Source organism: Microbacterium testaceum, from assembly GCF_020781835.1.
Taxonomy (GTDB): domain Bacteria; phylum Actinomycetota; class Actinomycetes; order Actinomycetales; family Microbacteriaceae; genus Microbacterium; species Microbacterium testaceum_H.
Genome location: NZ_JAJGNJ010000001.1, coordinates 65,490 through 81,188, shown reverse-complemented (window position 1 = coordinate 81,188; position 15,699 = coordinate 65,490). Strand labels below are relative to the sequence as shown.

The 15,699-nt window shown below is 72.0% G+C and carries 12 protein-coding genes; 5 read left to right on the top strand and 7 right to left on the bottom strand.

Annotation, left to right across the window (positions count from 1 at the left end; translation table 11 throughout):
- Positions 1–143: 143 nt before the first annotated feature.
- Positions 144–1,535: a xylulokinase gene (xylB, locus tag LL239_RS00435; RefSeq protein ID WP_228161465.1), complete on the top strand. Its 1,392-nt coding sequence runs from the start codon at positions 144–146 to the stop codon at positions 1,533–1,535.
- Here xylB and LL239_RS00430 read toward each other — a convergent pair.
- Positions 1,499–2,317, bottom strand: coding sequence for a hypothetical protein (locus LL239_RS00430; protein WP_228161464.1), 819 nt, complete (start codon positions 2,315–2,317; stop codon positions 1,499–1,501). The genes xylB and LL239_RS00430 overlap by 37 nt on opposite strands.
- Before the next feature lie 66 nt (positions 2,318–2,383).
- On the opposite strand from LL239_RS00430, the gene LL239_RS00425 reads away from it, so the two are divergent.
- From LL239_RS00425 to araA, 4 genes are all read left to right on the top strand, one after another.
- A complete protein-coding gene (locus LL239_RS00425; protein WP_228161463.1) occupies positions 2,384–3,352 on the top strand; it encodes a LacI family DNA-binding transcriptional regulator in 969 nt (322 codons plus the stop codon).
- A 269-nt stretch (positions 3,353–3,621) separates the two neighbouring features.
- Positions 3,622–4,338: an L-ribulose-5-phosphate 4-epimerase gene (locus LL239_RS00420; protein ID WP_228161462.1), complete on the top strand. Its 717-nt coding sequence runs from the start codon at positions 3,622–3,624 to the stop codon at positions 4,336–4,338.
- Positions 4,335–5,936 carry a xylulokinase gene (locus LL239_RS00415; RefSeq protein ID WP_228161461.1) on the top strand — a complete coding sequence of 534 codons (1,602 nt, stop codon included), beginning with the start codon at positions 4,335–4,337 and terminating at the stop codon, positions 5,934–5,936. Before LL239_RS00420 ends, LL239_RS00415 begins: the two co-directional genes overlap by 4 nt.
- Positions 5,937–5,956: 20 nt before the next feature.
- The gene (araA, locus tag LL239_RS00410; RefSeq protein ID WP_228161460.1) at positions 5,957–7,468 is read left to right on the top strand and encodes an L-arabinose isomerase; all 1,512 of its coding nucleotides are present in this window, start codon (positions 5,957–5,959) and stop codon (positions 7,466–7,468) included.
- A 614-nt stretch (positions 7,469–8,082) separates the two neighbouring features.
- On the opposite strand, the gene LL239_RS00405 is transcribed toward araA, so the two are convergent.
- The 6 genes from LL239_RS00405 to LL239_RS00380 all read right to left on the bottom strand — a co-directional run bounded on the left by LL239_RS00405 (position 8,083) and on the right by LL239_RS00380 (position 15,667).
- Complete coding sequence (locus LL239_RS00405) at positions 8,083–8,496, bottom strand: hypothetical protein (protein ID WP_228161459.1); 414 nt, start codon at positions 8,494–8,496, stop codon at positions 8,083–8,085.
- 76 nt (positions 8,497–8,572) lie between these two features.
- Positions 8,573–10,057, bottom strand: a complete 1,485-nt coding sequence (locus tag LL239_RS00400; protein WP_228161458.1) for a deoxyguanosinetriphosphate triphosphohydrolase family protein — start codon at positions 10,055–10,057, stop codon at positions 8,573–8,575.
- Positions 10,058–10,163: 106 nt separating this feature from the next.
- Positions 10,164–12,461 (bottom strand): beta-xylosidase/alpha-l-arabinosidase, encoded by a 2,298-nt coding sequence (locus LL239_RS00395; protein WP_228161457.1) that lies wholly within the window; start codon positions 12,459–12,461, stop codon positions 10,164–10,166.
- Between the two features lie 5 nt (positions 12,462–12,466).
- Positions 12,467–13,351: a carbohydrate ABC transporter permease gene (locus tag LL239_RS00390; RefSeq protein WP_228161456.1), complete on the bottom strand. Its 885-nt coding sequence runs from the start codon at positions 13,349–13,351 to the stop codon at positions 12,467–12,469.
- Positions 13,348–14,370, bottom strand: coding sequence for a carbohydrate ABC transporter permease (locus LL239_RS00385; RefSeq protein WP_228161455.1), 1,023 nt, complete (start codon positions 14,368–14,370; stop codon positions 13,348–13,350). Before LL239_RS00385 ends, LL239_RS00390 begins: the two co-directional genes overlap by 4 nt.
- 10 nt (positions 14,371–14,380) lie before the next feature.
- Positions 14,381–15,667, bottom strand: a complete 1,287-nt coding sequence (locus tag LL239_RS00380; protein WP_228161454.1) for an extracellular solute-binding protein — start codon at positions 15,665–15,667, stop codon at positions 14,381–14,383.
- Between the last annotated feature and the right edge of the window lie 32 nt (positions 15,668–15,699).

The window sequence follows — 15,699 nt, the reverse complement described above, 5'->3', positions numbered from 1 at the left end:
GCATCCGGGCCCCTCTTTCCTCTTTCCTCTTTCCTCTTTCCGTCGAGTGTCCAAGACACGCCGCATTGCCCTCGCGTGAGACGGCGTGTCTTGGACACTGAACGGGATGCCGCACCGCTGCGGCACGAACAGAAGGAGTGAGCATGGCGCTCGTCATGGGGGTCGATTCGTCGACGCAGTCGTGCAAGGTCGTCGTGGTCGACGCCGAGACGGGGCGGGTGATCCGCGAGGGGCGCGCGTCACATCCCGCCGGGACGTCCGTCGACCCCGAGGCGTGGTGGATCGCTCTGCAGGATGCCATCGCACAGGCGGGTGGACTCGACGACGTCGCGGCCGTCTCGATCGCGGGCCAGCAGCACGGCATGGTCGCGCTCGACGCCGAGGGGCGCGTCATCCGCGACGCCCTGTTGTGGAACGACACCCGTTCGGCGCAGGCGGCGCGCGATCTCATCGCCGAGGTCGGTGCCGACGTGTACGCCGACCGCACGGGGGTCGTGCCCGTGGCCTCGTTCACCGCGACGAAGCTCCGGTGGCTGCGGGATGCCGAACCCGACAACGCGGCGCGCGTCGCCGCCGTCGCGCTGCCGCACGACTGGCTCACGTGGCGGCTGCGCGGATTCGGGCCCGGCAACGCCGACCTCTCGGAACTGACCACCGACCGTTCGGACGCCTCGGGTACCGCGTACTGGGGCGCCGACGGCTACGACCGCGAGCTGCTGGTGCGCGCGCTCGGGCACGACGCGATTCTCCCGCGGGTTCTCGGGCCGTGGGAGAGCGTTGGGACGCTTCCCGGCGGGGCGCTCGTCGGCCCGGGAGCCGGGGACAACGCCGGGGCCGCGCTGGGGCTCGGCGCAGGGGTCGGCGACGTCGTCGTCTCGCTCGGAACGTCGGGCACCGTCTTCGCCGTCACCGATCACGTCGTGCGCGACACCTCGGGCGCGGTCGCCGGATTCGCGGACGCCACCGGCCGTTTCCTGCCGCTCGTGGCGACGCTCAATGCCGCCCGCGTCCTCGACGCGTTCGCGGGGCTCCTCGGCGTCTCGCACGACGAGCTCGGTGCCCTCGCGCTCCAGGCCGAGCCGGGCGCCGACGGCGTCGTGCTCGTGCCCTGGTTCGAGGGAGAGCGCACCCCGAATCTGCCGCACGCGCAGGCGTCGCTGACGGGCCTGACCCTGGCATCCACGACCCGTCCGACCCTCGCCCGAGCGGCGATCGAGGGCATGCTGAGCGGCCTGGCCGTGGGGCTCGAGGCCATCCAGGCCCAGGGCGTCGAGGTGCGCCGCGTGCTGCTCATCGGCGGCGCTGCCGCGAACGAGGCCGTCGCGCGCATCGCGGCGCAGGTGTTCGACGCCGAGATCGTCGTTCCGGCCGCGGGCGAGTACGTCGCGCTCGGCGCCGCGCGCCAGGCGGCGGGGGTGCTCGCCGGCGGACCGGTGGACTGGACCGTCGCGACCACCCGCGCGGTCGACCCCGATCACCGCCCCGCCATCCGCGCCCGCTACGACGAGGTCGCCGCGCTCCGCGCGCGCGAGTAGCGTCGGCGCTCCCCCGCTCCCTGGCTGCGGCGAGGCTCGGCGCCAGCGGGGCGTCGAAGCGGTGGGGCGGGGGCCTGGACGCGGACGTAGGACGGTTGCCGCGCGGCCCGCACCCACGCGTAGGCCCGCGCGCCGGGCAGCGGGCGTCGCACGGCGTCGAAGCGGAGGCCGCGGTCGTCCGGATCGGGGTCGAGCCGAAGGTCGATCAGAGCGAACGGATGCCACGATCCCCACGGCGCCGCATGGCAGAGCTCGAGCGTCCACGTCGTCGCGACGTCGGCGCCGGTGAGCGCCCGCGGATCGGTCGCGGGAGGTCGGCCCGATACCGTGCGCGCCCCTAGCAGCACGGGGCCGCGATCACCGCGATACGGGAGCAGGATGCCGAAGCGCGCGCGTTCGGCGCGGCGGTGAGGGAGGAGGGCGAAGCGCTGGGGCATGCGCCACCCGGTCGAGGCGAACTCGACGTCCGCGACGCCGCCGTCCGTGTCGACGCGGAGAGCGAGACCGAGGATGTCGGGCAGCGGATCGGGCAGCCCGAGCGAGCGCGAGACGCGGGCGAGGACCGCACGGGTGTCGGCCGGCGCGTCGTCGATCCAGGAGATGCCCGCGGGCACGGCATCCGGGATCCAGCGCACCTCACCGCGCAGCACAACCCCGCGGCTGTGGATTGGCCGCGGGCGACGCAGACGCTGCGCGAGCGCGAACGCGAGCTCCAGGCCCGTCCCGATCGTGCGGGCGATCGGCGCGCGGGACGGTCTCGGGATGCCGGTGGCCGGGGTCATGCGACCATCGCACCGCGTCGGCCCGGCGTGGGCCGAGGGGGTTGCGCGCCGCTACTGTGAGGGACCATGAGCGGCGACGGCGGAGGGAAGCGCACCGGCATGCGCGACGTGGCCGACGCCGCCGGCGTGTCGACGCAGACCGTCTCGCGGGTGTTGAACGGGTATCCCGGCATCCGGGATGCCACCCGCGAACGGGTCCTCGCGGCGGTCGCCGCGCTCGACTACCGCGTCAACAACGCCGCCCGGGCGCTGGGCACGAGCCTCACGCGCACCGTGGGCGTCGTGGCATCCGATGCCGTCCTGCACGGACCTTCGGCGGGCATCGCGGCGCTGGAGCGGGCGGCGCGGGCGCGCGGGCGGTGGATCTCGACCGCTTACACCGACTCGGACGACCCCGCCGACATCGACGCCGCCGTCCGCCATCTGCTCGACCAGGGCGTCGACGGGATCGTGCTCGTCGCGGCGCACGGCGCGACCCCGCTCGAGGGGTACGACGTTCCGATCGTGCCGCTGTACGGCGAGACCGGCAGCCGTCAGCGCGCCGCGGCCGCCCTCGTCGTGGAGCATCTCGCCGACCTCGGACATCGCCGCATCGTCGAGGTCGCCGGACCGTCCGATTGGCGCGAAGCGCTGGCGCGGGCGGCCGGTGTCGCCGATGCCATGGAACGTCGCGGACTCGCGCACGTCGGGCGGGTGGCGGGGGACTGGAGTGCCGCGTCGGGTGCGGCGGCGGCCGACGCCGTCGCCGCGTACGTGCACGCGGGGGCCACCGCCGTCGCGGTCGCGAATGACCAGATGGCCCTCGGACTCGCGGCCGGGCTCGCCGCGCGCGGGCTCGAGATCCCGGGCGACGTCTCGGTGGCCGGCTTCGACGACAACCCGGATGCCGCCTTCTACACACCCGCACTGACCACGGTGCGGCTCGACGTCGAGGGCGAGGCCGCCGAGGCCGTGGCGCGGGTGCTCGGCGACGAGCCCGTGCTCCCGGCGCAGCCGGTGCTCGTTCCACGGGCCTCGACGTCCGCGCCGCGCTGAGCTCCGCGCGGCGGCAGGCCCCGGCGCGGTGCCGCGCGGCAGGCCCGGCCGCGGTGCCGCGCGGCCGCGGGCCCTGGCGCGGTGCCGCTCTCCGGAGAAAAACAACCCAACCGGGCGGAAACCGCGGCGCGAGCGGCGCCGAGGGCAGTAACTCCGGAGCCCGGAACGGCCGACGTGCGGAAACCGAGACATCCGCCCCTCGCGCGCGGTGGATGTTACCGGTAACATGGGCAGTGAACCCGCCACCGACCGAGTCGAAGGAGACCCGCGTGACCGACGCTCCCACGTTCACGCCCGAGGTGCAGGAGGCGATCGACGCCGTCCGTGCCGACGTCGCGAAACTGCACGCCGAGCTCGTGCGCTACAACCTCATCGTCTGGACCGGCGGCAACGTCTCGGGCCGCGTCCCGGGTGCCGACCTGTTCGTCATCAAGCCGTCCGGCGTCTCGTACGACGATCTCGCGCCCGAGAACATGATCCTCTGCGACCTCGACGGCAACGCCATCCCCGGCAGCCCCGGCAGCGAGCGCAGCCCCTCGAGCGACACCGCCGCGCACGCGTACGTCTACCGCCACATGCCCGAGGTCGGCGGCGTCGTGCACACGCACTCCACCTACGGCGTCGCGTGGGCGGCCCGGGGCGAAGAGATCCCCTGCGTCATCACGGCCATGGCCGACGAGTTCGGCGGCCCCATCCCCGTCGGTCCCTTCGCGATCATCGGCGACGACTCGATCGGCCGCGGCATCGTCGAGACCCTCCGCGGACACCGCTCCCGCGGCGTGATCATGCAGAACCACGGTCCCTTCACGATCGGGACGAGCGCGAAGGATGCCGTGAAGGCCGCCGTCATGCTCGAGGACGTCGCCCGCACCGTGCACATCGCGCGCGAGGCGGGCCCCCTCATCCCCATCCCGCAGGACAAGATCGACGCCCTCTACAACCGCTACCAGAACGTCTACGGACAGAGCACGGACGACCGCCGATGACCACGCAGACCCCCGTATCCGCTGCCGGCGCATCCGTCATCGCCGAAGGCCGCGCGTCGCTCGGCATCGAGCTCGGCTCCACCCGCATCAAGGCGTGCCTCATCGGACCGAACGCCGAGGTGCTCGCGGTCGGGTCGCACGAGTGGGAGAACGTCTACGCCGACAAGCTGTGGACCTACTCGCTGGATGCCGTGTGGTCGGGCCTCCAGGCCGCCTACGCCGACCTCGTCGCCGACGTGCGGCAGCGTTTCGGCGTCGCTCCCGGGCGGTTCGCCGCGATGGGTGTGTCGGCGATGATGCACGGCTACCTCGCGTTCGACGCCGACGCGGAGCTGCTCGCCCCCTTCCGCACGTGGCGCAACACCAACACCGGTGTCGCCGCGGCCGAGCTCACCGAGTTGCTGGGTGTGAACATCCCGCTGCGGTGGTCGATCGCGCACCTCCACCAAGCGGTCGTGGATGCCGAGCCCCACGTGCCCGAGATCCGCTTCCTCACCACGCTCGCCGGGTACGTCCACTGGAAGCTCACGGGCGAGAAGGTGCTCGGCGTCGGCGACGCCTCGGGCATGTTCCCCATCGACTCCGCCACCCGTGACTACGACGCCGAGCTCGTCTCGCGCTACGACGGCCTCGCGGCCGGACGCGTTCCGCCCCTCGTCGACCTGCTGCCGCGCGTGCTGATCGCCGGCGCCCAGGCGGGGGAGCTCACCACGGCGGGCGCCGCGCTGCTGGACCCGAGCGGGACGCTGCAGCCCGGCATCCCGTTCTGCCCTCCCGAGGGCGACGCCGGGACCGGTATGGTCGCGACCGGCGCGGTCGCCCCGCGCACGGGCAACGTCAGTGCCGGCACGAGCATCTTCGCGATGGTCGTGCTCGAGCGGCCGCTCACCGAGGTGCACCACGAGCTCGACCTCGTCACGACCCCGTCGGGGGACGCGGTTGCGATGGTGCACTGCAACAACGGCGCGAGCGAGCTGGCCGCGTGGGCGAACATGTTCACCGCGTTCGCCGCCGCGGCGGGGACCCCTGTGACCCCGGATGCCACGTACTCCGCGCTCTTCGCTGCGGCGCTGGAAGGCGAGACCGACGCCGGCGGGCTGCTGGCGTACAACCACCTCGCCGGTGAGCCGATCGCCGGGCTCGACGAGGGCCGCCCGCTCGTCGTGCGCACGCCCGACAGCCGCCTCACGCTGCCGAACTTCATGCGCGCGCAGCTCTACGGCGTCTTCGGGACGCTCGCGCTCGGCATGGACGTGCTGCACCGCGAGGGCGTCGGCCTCGACAAGATGTACGCGCACGGCGGCATGTTCCGCACCGCCGGGGTCGCCCAGCGCTTCCTCGCGGCGGCGCTCGACGCCCCCGTCGCCGTCGCCGAGACCGCCTCCGAGGGCGGCGCGTGGGGCATGGCCGTGCTCGCGGCGTACGTCGCCGACGGCGCGGGCCGCGACCTGGACACGTATCTCGCCGAGGCCGTCTTCGCCGACGCCCCGATCACCACCGCCGCCCCCGACCCGGCGGACGTCGCCGGGTTCTCGGCCTACCTCGACCGCTACCGCGCCGGACTCGCCGTCGAGGCGGCCGCCGTGGCATCCCTCTGATCACTCGAAAAGGAACAGTCATGACCCGCACGAAGCTCAAGAACGACCTCGACGGCTACGAGGTCTGGTTCGTCACCGGCAGCCAGAACCTCTACGGCGAGGAGACCCTGAAGCAGGTCGCCGAGCAGTCGCAGGGCGTCGTCGAGGGCCTCGCCGGGCTGCCGGTGAAAGTCGTCTGGAAGCCGGTGCTGAAAGACTCCGACAGCATCCGCCGCATGGCCCTCGAGGTGAACGGCCGCGACGACGTCATCGGCGTCATCGCGTGGATGCACACGTTCAGCCCCGCGAAGATGTGGATCGCAGGTCTCGACGCGCTGCAGAAGCCGCTGCTGCACCTGCACACGCAGGCCAACGTCGAGCTGCCGTGGAACGACATCGACTTCGACTTCATGAACCTCAACCAGGCCGCCCACGGCGACCGCGAGTTCGGGTACATCCAGACGCGCCTGGGCGTCGCGCGCAAGACGGTCGTCGGTCACGTGTCGAACCCCGCCGTGCGCCAGCAGATCGAGGACTGGGAGCGCGCCGCCGCCGGCTGGACCGCCGCCCGCACCCTCAAGCTCGCCCGCTTCGGTGACAACATGCGTTTCGTCGCCGTGACCGAGGGCGACAAGACCGAGGCCGAGCTGCGCTTCGGCGTGCAGGTCAACACGTGGGGCGTCAACGAGCTCGTCGAGGCCGTCGAGCAGGCCACGGATGCCGACATCGACGCGCTCGTGCAGGAGTACATCGACAGTTACGACGTCGTGGACGAGCTCCTCCCCGGCGGCGCGCGCCACCAGTCGCTGCGCGACGGCGCCGCGATCGAGCTCGGTCTGCGGTCGTTCCTCGAGGAGGGCGGCTTCGGCGCCTTCACGACGTCGTTCGAAGACCTCGGCGCGCTGAAGCAGCTGCCCGGTCTCGCGGTGCAGCGCCTCATGGCCGAGGGCTACGGCTTCGGCGCCGAGGGCGACTGGAAGACCGCGATCCTCGTGCGCGTCGCGAACGTCATGGGTGCGGGTCTTCCCGGCGGCGCCTCGCTCATGGAGGACTACACCTACGACCTCGTCCCCGGCAACGAGCGGATCCTCGGCGCGCACATGCTCGAGGTCTCGCCCTCGCTCACCACGTCCAAGCCGCGCCTGGAGATCCACGAGCTCGGCATCGGCGGCAAGGACGACCCGGTGCGCCTGGTCTTCACCGCCGACCCCGGACCCGCGCTCGTCGTGGCGCTGAGCGACATGCGCGACCGCTTCCGCCTCACCGCGAACGTCGTCGAGAACGTCGAGGCCCCCGACCTGCCGAAGCTCCCCGTCGGGCGCGCCGTGTGGAAGCCCGCGCCGGACTTCGCGACCTCGGCCGCGTGCTGGCTCGCCGCCGGCGCCGCCCACCACACCGTCATGACGACGGCCGTGGGCATCGAGGTGTTCCGCGACTTCGCCGAGATCGCCAAGACCGAGCTCGTCGTCATCGACGAGGACACCACGGTCCGCGGCTTCCAGAGCGAACTGCGCTGGAACCAGGCGTACTACCGCCTGGCCCAGGGCATCTGACCCCGCCGCCCCGGGCTGCCCTTCGCCGGCCCCGGGGTGGTGCGGCACGTACGCGTCTCGTTCGGGGCGCGTCTCGTGCACCGGGGTTGCCATCGCGCGCCCCGGTGCACGAACCGTGCCCCGGATCCGCGCCGGTGGTGGGCCACCGCGGATCCGGGGCATTCGTCCCGTGTGGGGTGCCGCGCGGCGGTGCGGCGTCGCCCCCTCGGGTGCGGCTGTGCGGCGTCGCCCCCTTGGGTGCGGCGGTGCGGCGTCGCCCCTTTGCGCGCGGCGTGCGGCGTCGCCCCCTCGTCCCACTTGTGGCGGGTGCGTGTCCCAAAAGGTGTCGCCTCAGGCTGCCCTAACCAGCCATAAGTGGGACATGGATGCTTGGGCATTGGGCATTGGGCATTGGGCATTGGGCATTGGGCATTGGGCAACCGGCATCGGCATTGGGCATCGGCGTCGGCATCCGGCGTCGGCGTCGGCATCCGGCATCGGCATCGGCTGTCGTCCCACTATTGGCGGTGCGTGTCCCGAAGTGTGCGGCCTCGGGGCCTGGCAGGCTGCAAGAAGTGGGACATGGATGCCGAAGCTGTCGGCCGCATGGCTCGGGGCTGCAGCGCCGCGGGCAGCTACGGCCGCTGCACGAGCAGAGTGTCGCCGATCAGTTCCGACGACGACGGGTCGAGGCGGCGGGGCGCGGAGGCGAACTCCATGACGACGCCCGACGCGTCGCTGCCGGATATGCCCAGTCCGCCGCAGAACGAGAAGTAGTTCCCCGGTTTCGTGGCGGGCAGCTGCACGATGCACGCGGTGTCCGCCGGCCCCCACACGGCCCAGTAGCGGTCGCCCGCGGAGTCCTCACCGACGTACCGGCTCGTCGACGGGTCTTCCGTCCCGAGGACCTCCGCCGGGAGGACGTCGGCGGGAACCTGAGCGCGGTCGAAGATCGCCGGCCGGGAGGGCGTCGTGGGACCGCCCGCCGTGCATCCCGCGAGGACGGATGCCGTGACGGCGACGAGGGCGACGGTCCAGCGGCGTCTCATCCCCCCACGGTAGGGGGCGCGTCCGCGGGGCGGCAAGGATCGCCGAGCCCTTCGGCGTCCCGGGACGCCGTGCCCGTCACAGCCGCTGGCCCAGCGACCAGAGGCGGTCCGCGCGGCCCGAGATCGCCTCGGACAGCGTGAACGCCTGGGCGTCGGTGAGGGATGCCACGTAGTCCACGATCCCGCGGGAGCGCGCGAGCGCCTCGGCCTCGGCATCCGTCGGTCGACGTTCGGTGGGAAGAGCGGCGTACTGCTCCTGCGCGAGCGCGATGAGCTCGCGCAGACGCCGTGGCGTGCGCGAGCGGTCGAGGTCGTCCTCGAGCCACTCGCCGAGCGCACGCACCGATCGCGCGAGGATGCGGCTCATGCCGCGCTGCTGGATCGCCAGGTCGGGGCGGCTCAGGACGAAGCGCTTGTGGACGAACTTCAGCACCTCGACGTGGTGCCAGGCGGAGGGCGACAGGGCGACGGGTCCGGACCTCGGGGTGTCCAGCGGCCGCAGCTGCGCGGACTCTTGGAAACGTCGGATCCAGCGGTCGGTGAACGCGGCCAGCCGCCGCTCCGCCGTCAGCGACCCGTCGAACGGACGGGCGAGCAGGTCGGTGACCATCTCGGCATCCACGTCGCTGACCGCAGCGAGGAACGCCTCATCGTCCGCGATCCACGGGTCGTCGCGGCGCATCTTCCGGCGGAGCCGCTCGAGCCCCGCGCCGGGCGCGAGCTCGGCGCGCACCTCGGCGTCCTCGCGGGAGCGCCACTCGATCACCTCGTCGAGCCAGCCCCGGAACTCCGCCGCGATGGGGGCGTGATCGAGGATGCCCGCGCGGTAGAAGTCGTCGACGTCGTGCACCGAGTACGCGATGTCGTCGGCGAGATCCATGACGGCGCCCTCGATCGTCTGCCGGAGGGGCTCGGCATCCACGCCCTCACGCGCCCGGTCGAGGTCGGCGGCATCCAGGTCGTACACCGAGTACTTGTGCACGCGGTAAGCGCCGTCAGGAGCGCGACGGATGCCACGGGGCGGGCCGATGCGCTCGATCTCGGCCGCGGACACCGACGGCGACCACGGGTACTTCGCCGACGCCGCGCGCACGGCGGCGGTGAGGTTCAGCCCGCGGGGCGCGTTCTCGACGACGTCGAGGGCGGCGAGGATCCGGTAGGTCTGGGCGTTGCCCTCGAACCCGTCGGTGAGTCCCAGCTCGGTGCGGGCCAGGCGGTCGAGCGTCGACTCCCCGAGGTGACCGAACGGCGGGTGGCCCAGATCGTGCGCGTACGCGGCCGCCTCGACCACCGTCGGGTTGCACACGTCGACGCCGGCGCGGGTGTTCAACTGCAGCGCGACGACCCGAGCGATCGCGCTGACCTTCAGCGTGTGAGTGAGGCGGTTGTGCACCGGGGCGCCCGAGATCGAGGGCGACACCACCTGGGTCACCGCCGAGAGGCGTGAGAAGTACGGCGAGAACTGGATGCGCTCGAGGTCGATCGACCAGGGGTCGGCACCGGCGGCGTCGCGGTCGTCGTACACGCGCGAGGCGGCCGTGGGCTCGTCGGAGAGCGTCATCCGTCCACGCTATCTGCCGTCGACAGTCGCGAGACCGCATCGCGCCGACCACCGCCCGCATCGCGGGGCCGCCGTCGGCGCGATGACGTCTCGCGGGCTCGCGCCCTCAGGCCCGGCGCACCTCGACGGCGACGACGCGGGCATCGTCGGGGCCCAGCTCGTACGTCGGGCCGGTCAGGCGCAGCGACACGGCCTCGTCCACCTCGGCGCACGACGCTCCCACGCGCAGCTCCACCTCGCCGGGTTCGACGACCCGGCGCAGCGTCCGGTCGCTGAAGGCCAGGCGGGATGCCGGGATCGTGAACCGCACCTCGGCGCTCTCTCCCGGCTCCAGCTCCACGCGGGCGTAGGCGACGAGCTGCGCGACCGGTCGGGTCACGCTCGCCACCGCGCGGTGCGCGTACAGCTGCACGACGTCGGCACCGCGGCGCTCGCCGGTGTTGGTCACGCGGACGCTCGCGGCGAAGGCGTCGCCGGCCCGCACCTCGGCATCCGCCTTCAGGTCCTCGCGCCGGAACGTCGTGTACGACAGCCCGAAGCCGAACGGACGGACCGGCGTCGGGTCGGTGCTCGTGACGTCGCTGCGACCGCCGAGGATCGGGTGCAGGTACGAGTACGGCTGTGCGCCGGCGGAGCGGGGGAGCGAGACGGGCAGTCGACCCGAGGGCGTGGCATCCCCGGCCAGCAGGGCGGCCAGGGCAGGCCCGCCCTCCTCGCCCGGGAAGAACGCCTGCACGACGGCGGCAGGCCCGGACGGGTCGTCGAGCGCCCAGCCGAGCGCGTACGGGCGTCCGGTGAGCAGCACCATGACGACGGGGGTTCCGGTCGCGACGACCTCCTCGACGAGCCGGCGCTGCAGGCCCGGCAGCTCGAGGGAGTCGGCGTCGTTGCCCTCGCCGACGGTGCCGCGGCCGAACAGGCCCGCGCGGTCCCCGACGACGACCACGGCGACCTCTGCCGTGCGCGCCAACTCCACCGCGGCGGCGATGCCCGCGGCATCCGTCCCCTCCACCGTGCATCCCTCCGCGGCGACGACGTCGGGGAATCGCGCGGACAGCGCCTCGCGCACCGTGGGGATCTCGAACCCCATCGGCGTGCCGGGGTGGTGCGCGAGCACGTGGTTGGCGAAGGAGTAGCAGCCCATGAGGGCCTCGGCGCTGTCGCCGTTCGGGCCGATCACGGCGATGCGACCGGGGGTGGACAGCGGCAGCACCTCGTCGTTGCGCAGCAGCACGGCGCTCTCCAGCGCCAGGCGGTATGCCAGCGCCCGGTGCTCGGCGTCGTCGAGGTCGACCGCGGTCGGGGCGTCGTCGAAGGAGGCATCCAGCAGACCGAGGTCCTCCTTCTCGGCCAGCACGCGCGCGACGGCCCGGTCGATGACGGCCTCGGGGAGCTCCCCGGATGCCACCCGCCGTGCCAGGTGGGGGAAGGCGTCGGGGCCGGGGAGTTCGACATCGATCCCGGCCTCGAGGGCGAGCTGTGCCGCCTCGCCGTGCGTGCCCGCGACCCCGTGCATCGAGCGGAGGAACTCCACCGCGAAGTAGTCGGAGACCACCGTGCCGTCAAAGCCCCACCGGCGGCGCAGAAGATCGGTGAGGAGCTCGGGAGAGGCGGCGACCGGGATGCCGTCGATCTCGGCGTAGGAGTTCATGACCGAACGCACCCCGCCGTCGCGCACGGCCATCTCGAACGGCGGCAGGAACACGTCCTGCAACTCGCGCGGACCGGCGTGCACGGGGGCGTGATTGCGACCCGCGCGCGAGCCCGAGTACCCCACGAAGTGCTTGAGGGTCGCGTGCACCCCGGCGGACTGCAGGCCGCGGACGTACGCGGTGCCGATGGTGCCGACCACGTAGGGGTCTTCCGCGATGCACTCGTCGACCCGTCCCCACCGCGGGTCGCGGACCACGTCGAGCACGGGCGCGAGGCCCTGATGCACTCCGACCTCGCGCATCGAGCGTCCGATCGCGGATGCCACGAGCTCGACGGTCTCCGGATCGAACGACGCGCCCCACGCGAGCGGGGTGGGGAAGGTCGCCGCCTTCCACGCGGCGAAGCCGGTGAGGCACTCCTCGTGCACGAGGGCGGGGATGCCCAGACGCGTCTCGGTCTTCAGCCGCCGCTGCTCGCCCCAGAGCCACGCGGCACGCTCGACCGGGTCGACCGGCCGGGTGCCGTAGACGCGCGTCAGGTGACCCAGGCCGTGGACCGTGGCATCGGCGTAACCGGTCGAGGTCACCTTCTCGCCGGACAGGGGGGCGACGACCTCGTCGCCCTGGTCGACCCAGTAGCCCACGAGCTGCGCGAGCTTCTCGTCGAGCGTCATCTCGGACACGAGCGCCTGCACCCGGGGCGAGACGCCGGGGGCCAGGGGCGCGGCGACATCGGTCTTGTGGATCGTCATGTGGATCAGCCCTTCACGGCGCCGGTGAGACCGCCGACGATCCGCCGCTCGAAGACGCTGAAGAACAGCAGGGCGGGAATCATCGACAGCGAGGTGAATGCGAGCACGCGAGCGGTGTCGACGGAGTACTGGGAAGCGAAGGCCTGCGTGCCCAGCGGCAGCGTGTAGGAGGCCTCGTTGTTGAGGATGAACAGCGGCAGCATGTAGGAGTTCCAACTGTTGACGAAGGCCAGGATGCCGACGGTCACGACCGCGGGAACGGCCAGCGGCAGCACCATGCGCCAGAAGAACCCGAGACGACCGAGCCCGTCGATCGACGAGGCCTCCTGCAGCTCCTTCGGGATCGCCGCGAGGAACGGCGAGAGGATGATGATCGTCAGCGGCAGCGCGAAGGCGATCTGCGGCACGATGACGCCCGTCAACGAGTTCGTCAGCCCCAGGTTGCGCACGAGGATGTACAGCGGCGTGATGGCGACCGTCATGGGGAACATGAGCCCGGCGGTGAAGAGCGCGTACACCGCTCCGCGTCCGCGGAAACGGTAGCGAGACAGCGCATACGCGGCCATCAGGCCCAGCGCCACGACGAACACCGTCGTGGCGATCGCGGCGATGGCGGAATTGCCGACCTGACCCCAGAACACTCCGCTGCCGAGGACATCGGCGTAGTTCTCCCAGTTCCACCGGGTGGGAAAGCCCGACGGATCGACGGTGATCTCGGCGTTCGAGCGGAAGCCGCCGAGGATGATGTACACCACCGGGGCGAGCATCATGCCGATCAGCAGGAGGGCGACGAAGCCCACGATGACCGAGCTCGAGCGCTTGGTGCCGACCGGGGCGCGGCGGGCCGAGCGGGGCGCCTTGGGCGCGACGAGGGTGGCGGTGGCGGTCACTTGGTGCCTCCCGTGAGAGCGCCGGCCGTGTCACGACGGAGCACGAAGCGCTGGTAGATGAGGGCGACGGACAGGGAGATCAGGAACATCACCACGGCGACGGCGCTGCCGTAGCCGAAGCTGCCCGCGTTTCGACCGTTGGCGACCATGTAGGTGGCCATGGTCGACGTCCCGGCCGTCGAGGCGACGTACTGACCCCAGATGATCCAGACGAGATCGAACAACTGGAGCGATCCGATGATCGACAGGAACGCCCAGATCCGGATCGTGGGACCCATGAGGGGGAGCACGATGTGGCGCTGGATCTGCCAGAACGAGGCGCCGTCGATCGCCGCTGCTTCGGAGAGCTCCTCGGGGATGCCCTGGAGCCCGGCGAGGAAGAGGATGACGGCGAAGCCGATGTACTTCCACGTGATGATGATCAGCAGCGTCCAGATCGCCAGCGCCGGGTCGGAGATCCAGTCGGCGCGGAGCGAACCGAGCCCGATCTTCTCCAGCGCGCCGTTGAGCGCACCGCCGGACTGGAGCATCAGGCCCCAGCCGAGGCCGACGACGACCTCGGAGATGACGTAGGGCACGAAGATCAGCACGCGGATGAGCGATTGCGCGCGCATCTTCCGGTTCAGCAGAAGGGCGAGTCCGAGAGCCAGCGGTCCCTGCAGCACGAGCGAGCCGATGACGATGAAGGCGTTGTGCCCGAGCGCCTCGTGGAAGGCGGGGTCGGTGACGATCGTGAGGTAGTTGCGGAACCCGACGAACTCGGTGGGGGTGCCGAAACCCGACCAGCTGTAGAAGCCGTAGAAGGCGGCCAGGGCCACCGGCAGGATGACGAACGAGACGAAGACCACCAGGGCCGGGCCCAGGAGGATCGCGAGTTCGCCGCGGATGCGCCAGTTCTCGCGGCGCCGCCGCACGGGCGACCGCCCGGCCGAGGAGGAGCGGGTGGCTCCCTCCTCGGCCAGGCGGCGACCGGCGGCGTCATCCGACGCGGTGGCGACGGGGTGACGCACGGTGGTCATGTCCGGATCCTCAGGAGCGCGACGCGGCCGCGTTGACGGCGTCGACGATGCCCTGCGGGCTGCCCTTGCCGGCGAACATGTCGACCACGGCGACGTTCAGCGCGTTGCCGACGTTCTGGCCGTACAGGGTGTCCAGCCACACCGACACGTAGGGGGCGTCGGTGTAGGCGGCCAGGGCCGACTGCAGAGCGGGGGTCGTGACGGCATCCGTCGCCTCGCTGGAGGCGGGGATCGTCTGGAACGCCTCGGCGTAGTACTCCTGGTTCTCCTTGGTCACCATGAAGTTGAGGAAGTCGGCGCACTGCTCGGGAGCGTTCACCCAGCACGAGTAGCCGTCGACGCCGCCCATGATGGCGCCGGGCTCGCCGTCACCACCGGGGACCTCGGGGAACGGGAACCAGCCGAGGTCCGCGAGCGGCTGCTGGTCGGGGGTCAGCGAGGCGATGACGCCGGGGTTCCAGGCGCCCATGAGCTCCATCGCTGCCTGGTGGTTGGCCAGGAGTCCGGCCGAGGAGCCGGCGCCCTGCTGGGCCGCGGTGGTGAGGAAGCCCTCGTTGAACGGCTCCGTCGCCAGGAACGACTGCAGGTTCTCCCCGGCCTCCAGCCAGCACGGGTCGTCGAAGTTGCGGCTCTCGGCGGCGGCGTCGAGCACGTCCTTGGCGCAGGCGCGCAGGGCGAAGTTGTAGTACCAGTGCGCGGCGGGCCAGGCGTCCTTGGCGCCGACGGCGATCGGGGCGACGCCGGTCGCCTTGATCTTCTCGTCGGCGGCCTCGAGGTCCTCGATCGTGGCGGGGGCCTCGGTGACGCCGGCCGCGGTGAGCAGGTCCTGCGAGGTGAAGATGCCGGAGGGCAGCACGGCGACGGGCATGCCGTAGTTCTTGCCGTCGACCTCGAAGGCACCGAGCGACCCGCCGAGTGCCGTCTTGACGTCGTCGGAGATCTTGTCGGTGAGGTCCATCGCCTGGCCGGCCTCGACGATGTCGGCGAGCTTGCCGCCGCCGCGTGCCATGAAGATGTCGGGGGCGTCGCCGGAGTTCAGCGCGGTCTGGAGCTTGCCGTCCATCTCCTCGTTCTGCACGGCCTGGATCTCGATGGTCACGCCGGGGTTGGCCTCCTCGAAGGCCGCCGCGGTGTCTTCCCAGTACTTCTTGCCGTCGCCGGTGGTGGAGTTGTGCCAGAACGTCAGCGTGACGCTGCCGTCGGCGTTCTCTCCTCCACCGCCTCCGGCGCAGCCGCCGAGGGCGAGGGTGCCGGCCACGGCGATGGCCGAGGCGGCGAGGATCTTCCTCTTGTTCATGTGATTCCCGTTTCTCTTCGTCGAGGTGCGTC

What these genes read in the sequence shown, in the direction of transcription:
- LL239_RS00430 (WP_228161464.1), bottom strand. Translation starts at nt 2,317, where the DNA reads ATGACCCCGGCCACCGGCATCCCGAGACCGTCCCGCGCGCCGATCGCC.
- LL239_RS00395 (WP_228161457.1), bottom strand. Translation starts at nt 12,461, where the DNA reads ATGACGATCCACAAGACCGATGTCGCCGCGCCCCTGGCCCCCGGCGTC.
- LL239_RS00405 (WP_228161459.1), bottom strand. Translation starts at nt 8,496, where the DNA reads ATGAGACGCCGCTGGACCGTCGCCCTCGTCGCCGTCACGGCATCCGTC.
- araA (WP_228161460.1), top strand. Translation starts at nt 5,957, where the DNA reads ATGACCCGCACGAAGCTCAAGAACGACCTCGACGGCTACGAGGTCTGG.
- xylB (WP_228161465.1), top strand. Translation starts at nt 144, where the DNA reads ATGGCGCTCGTCATGGGGGTCGATTCGTCGACGCAGTCGTGCAAGGTC.
- LL239_RS00385 (WP_228161455.1), bottom strand. Translation starts at nt 14,370, where the DNA reads ATGACCACCGTGCGTCACCCCGTCGCCACCGCGTCGGATGACGCCGCC.
- LL239_RS00380 (WP_228161454.1), bottom strand. Translation starts at nt 15,667, where the DNA reads ATGAACAAGAGGAAGATCCTCGCCGCCTCGGCCATCGCCGTGGCCGGC.
- LL239_RS00425 (WP_228161463.1), top strand. Translation starts at nt 2,384, where the DNA reads ATGAGCGGCGACGGCGGAGGGAAGCGCACCGGCATGCGCGACGTGGCC.
- LL239_RS00415 (WP_228161461.1), top strand. Translation starts at nt 4,335, where the DNA reads ATGACCACGCAGACCCCCGTATCCGCTGCCGGCGCATCCGTCATCGCC.
- LL239_RS00400 (WP_228161458.1), bottom strand. Translation starts at nt 10,057, where the DNA reads ATGACGCTCTCCGACGAGCCCACGGCCGCCTCGCGCGTGTACGACGAC.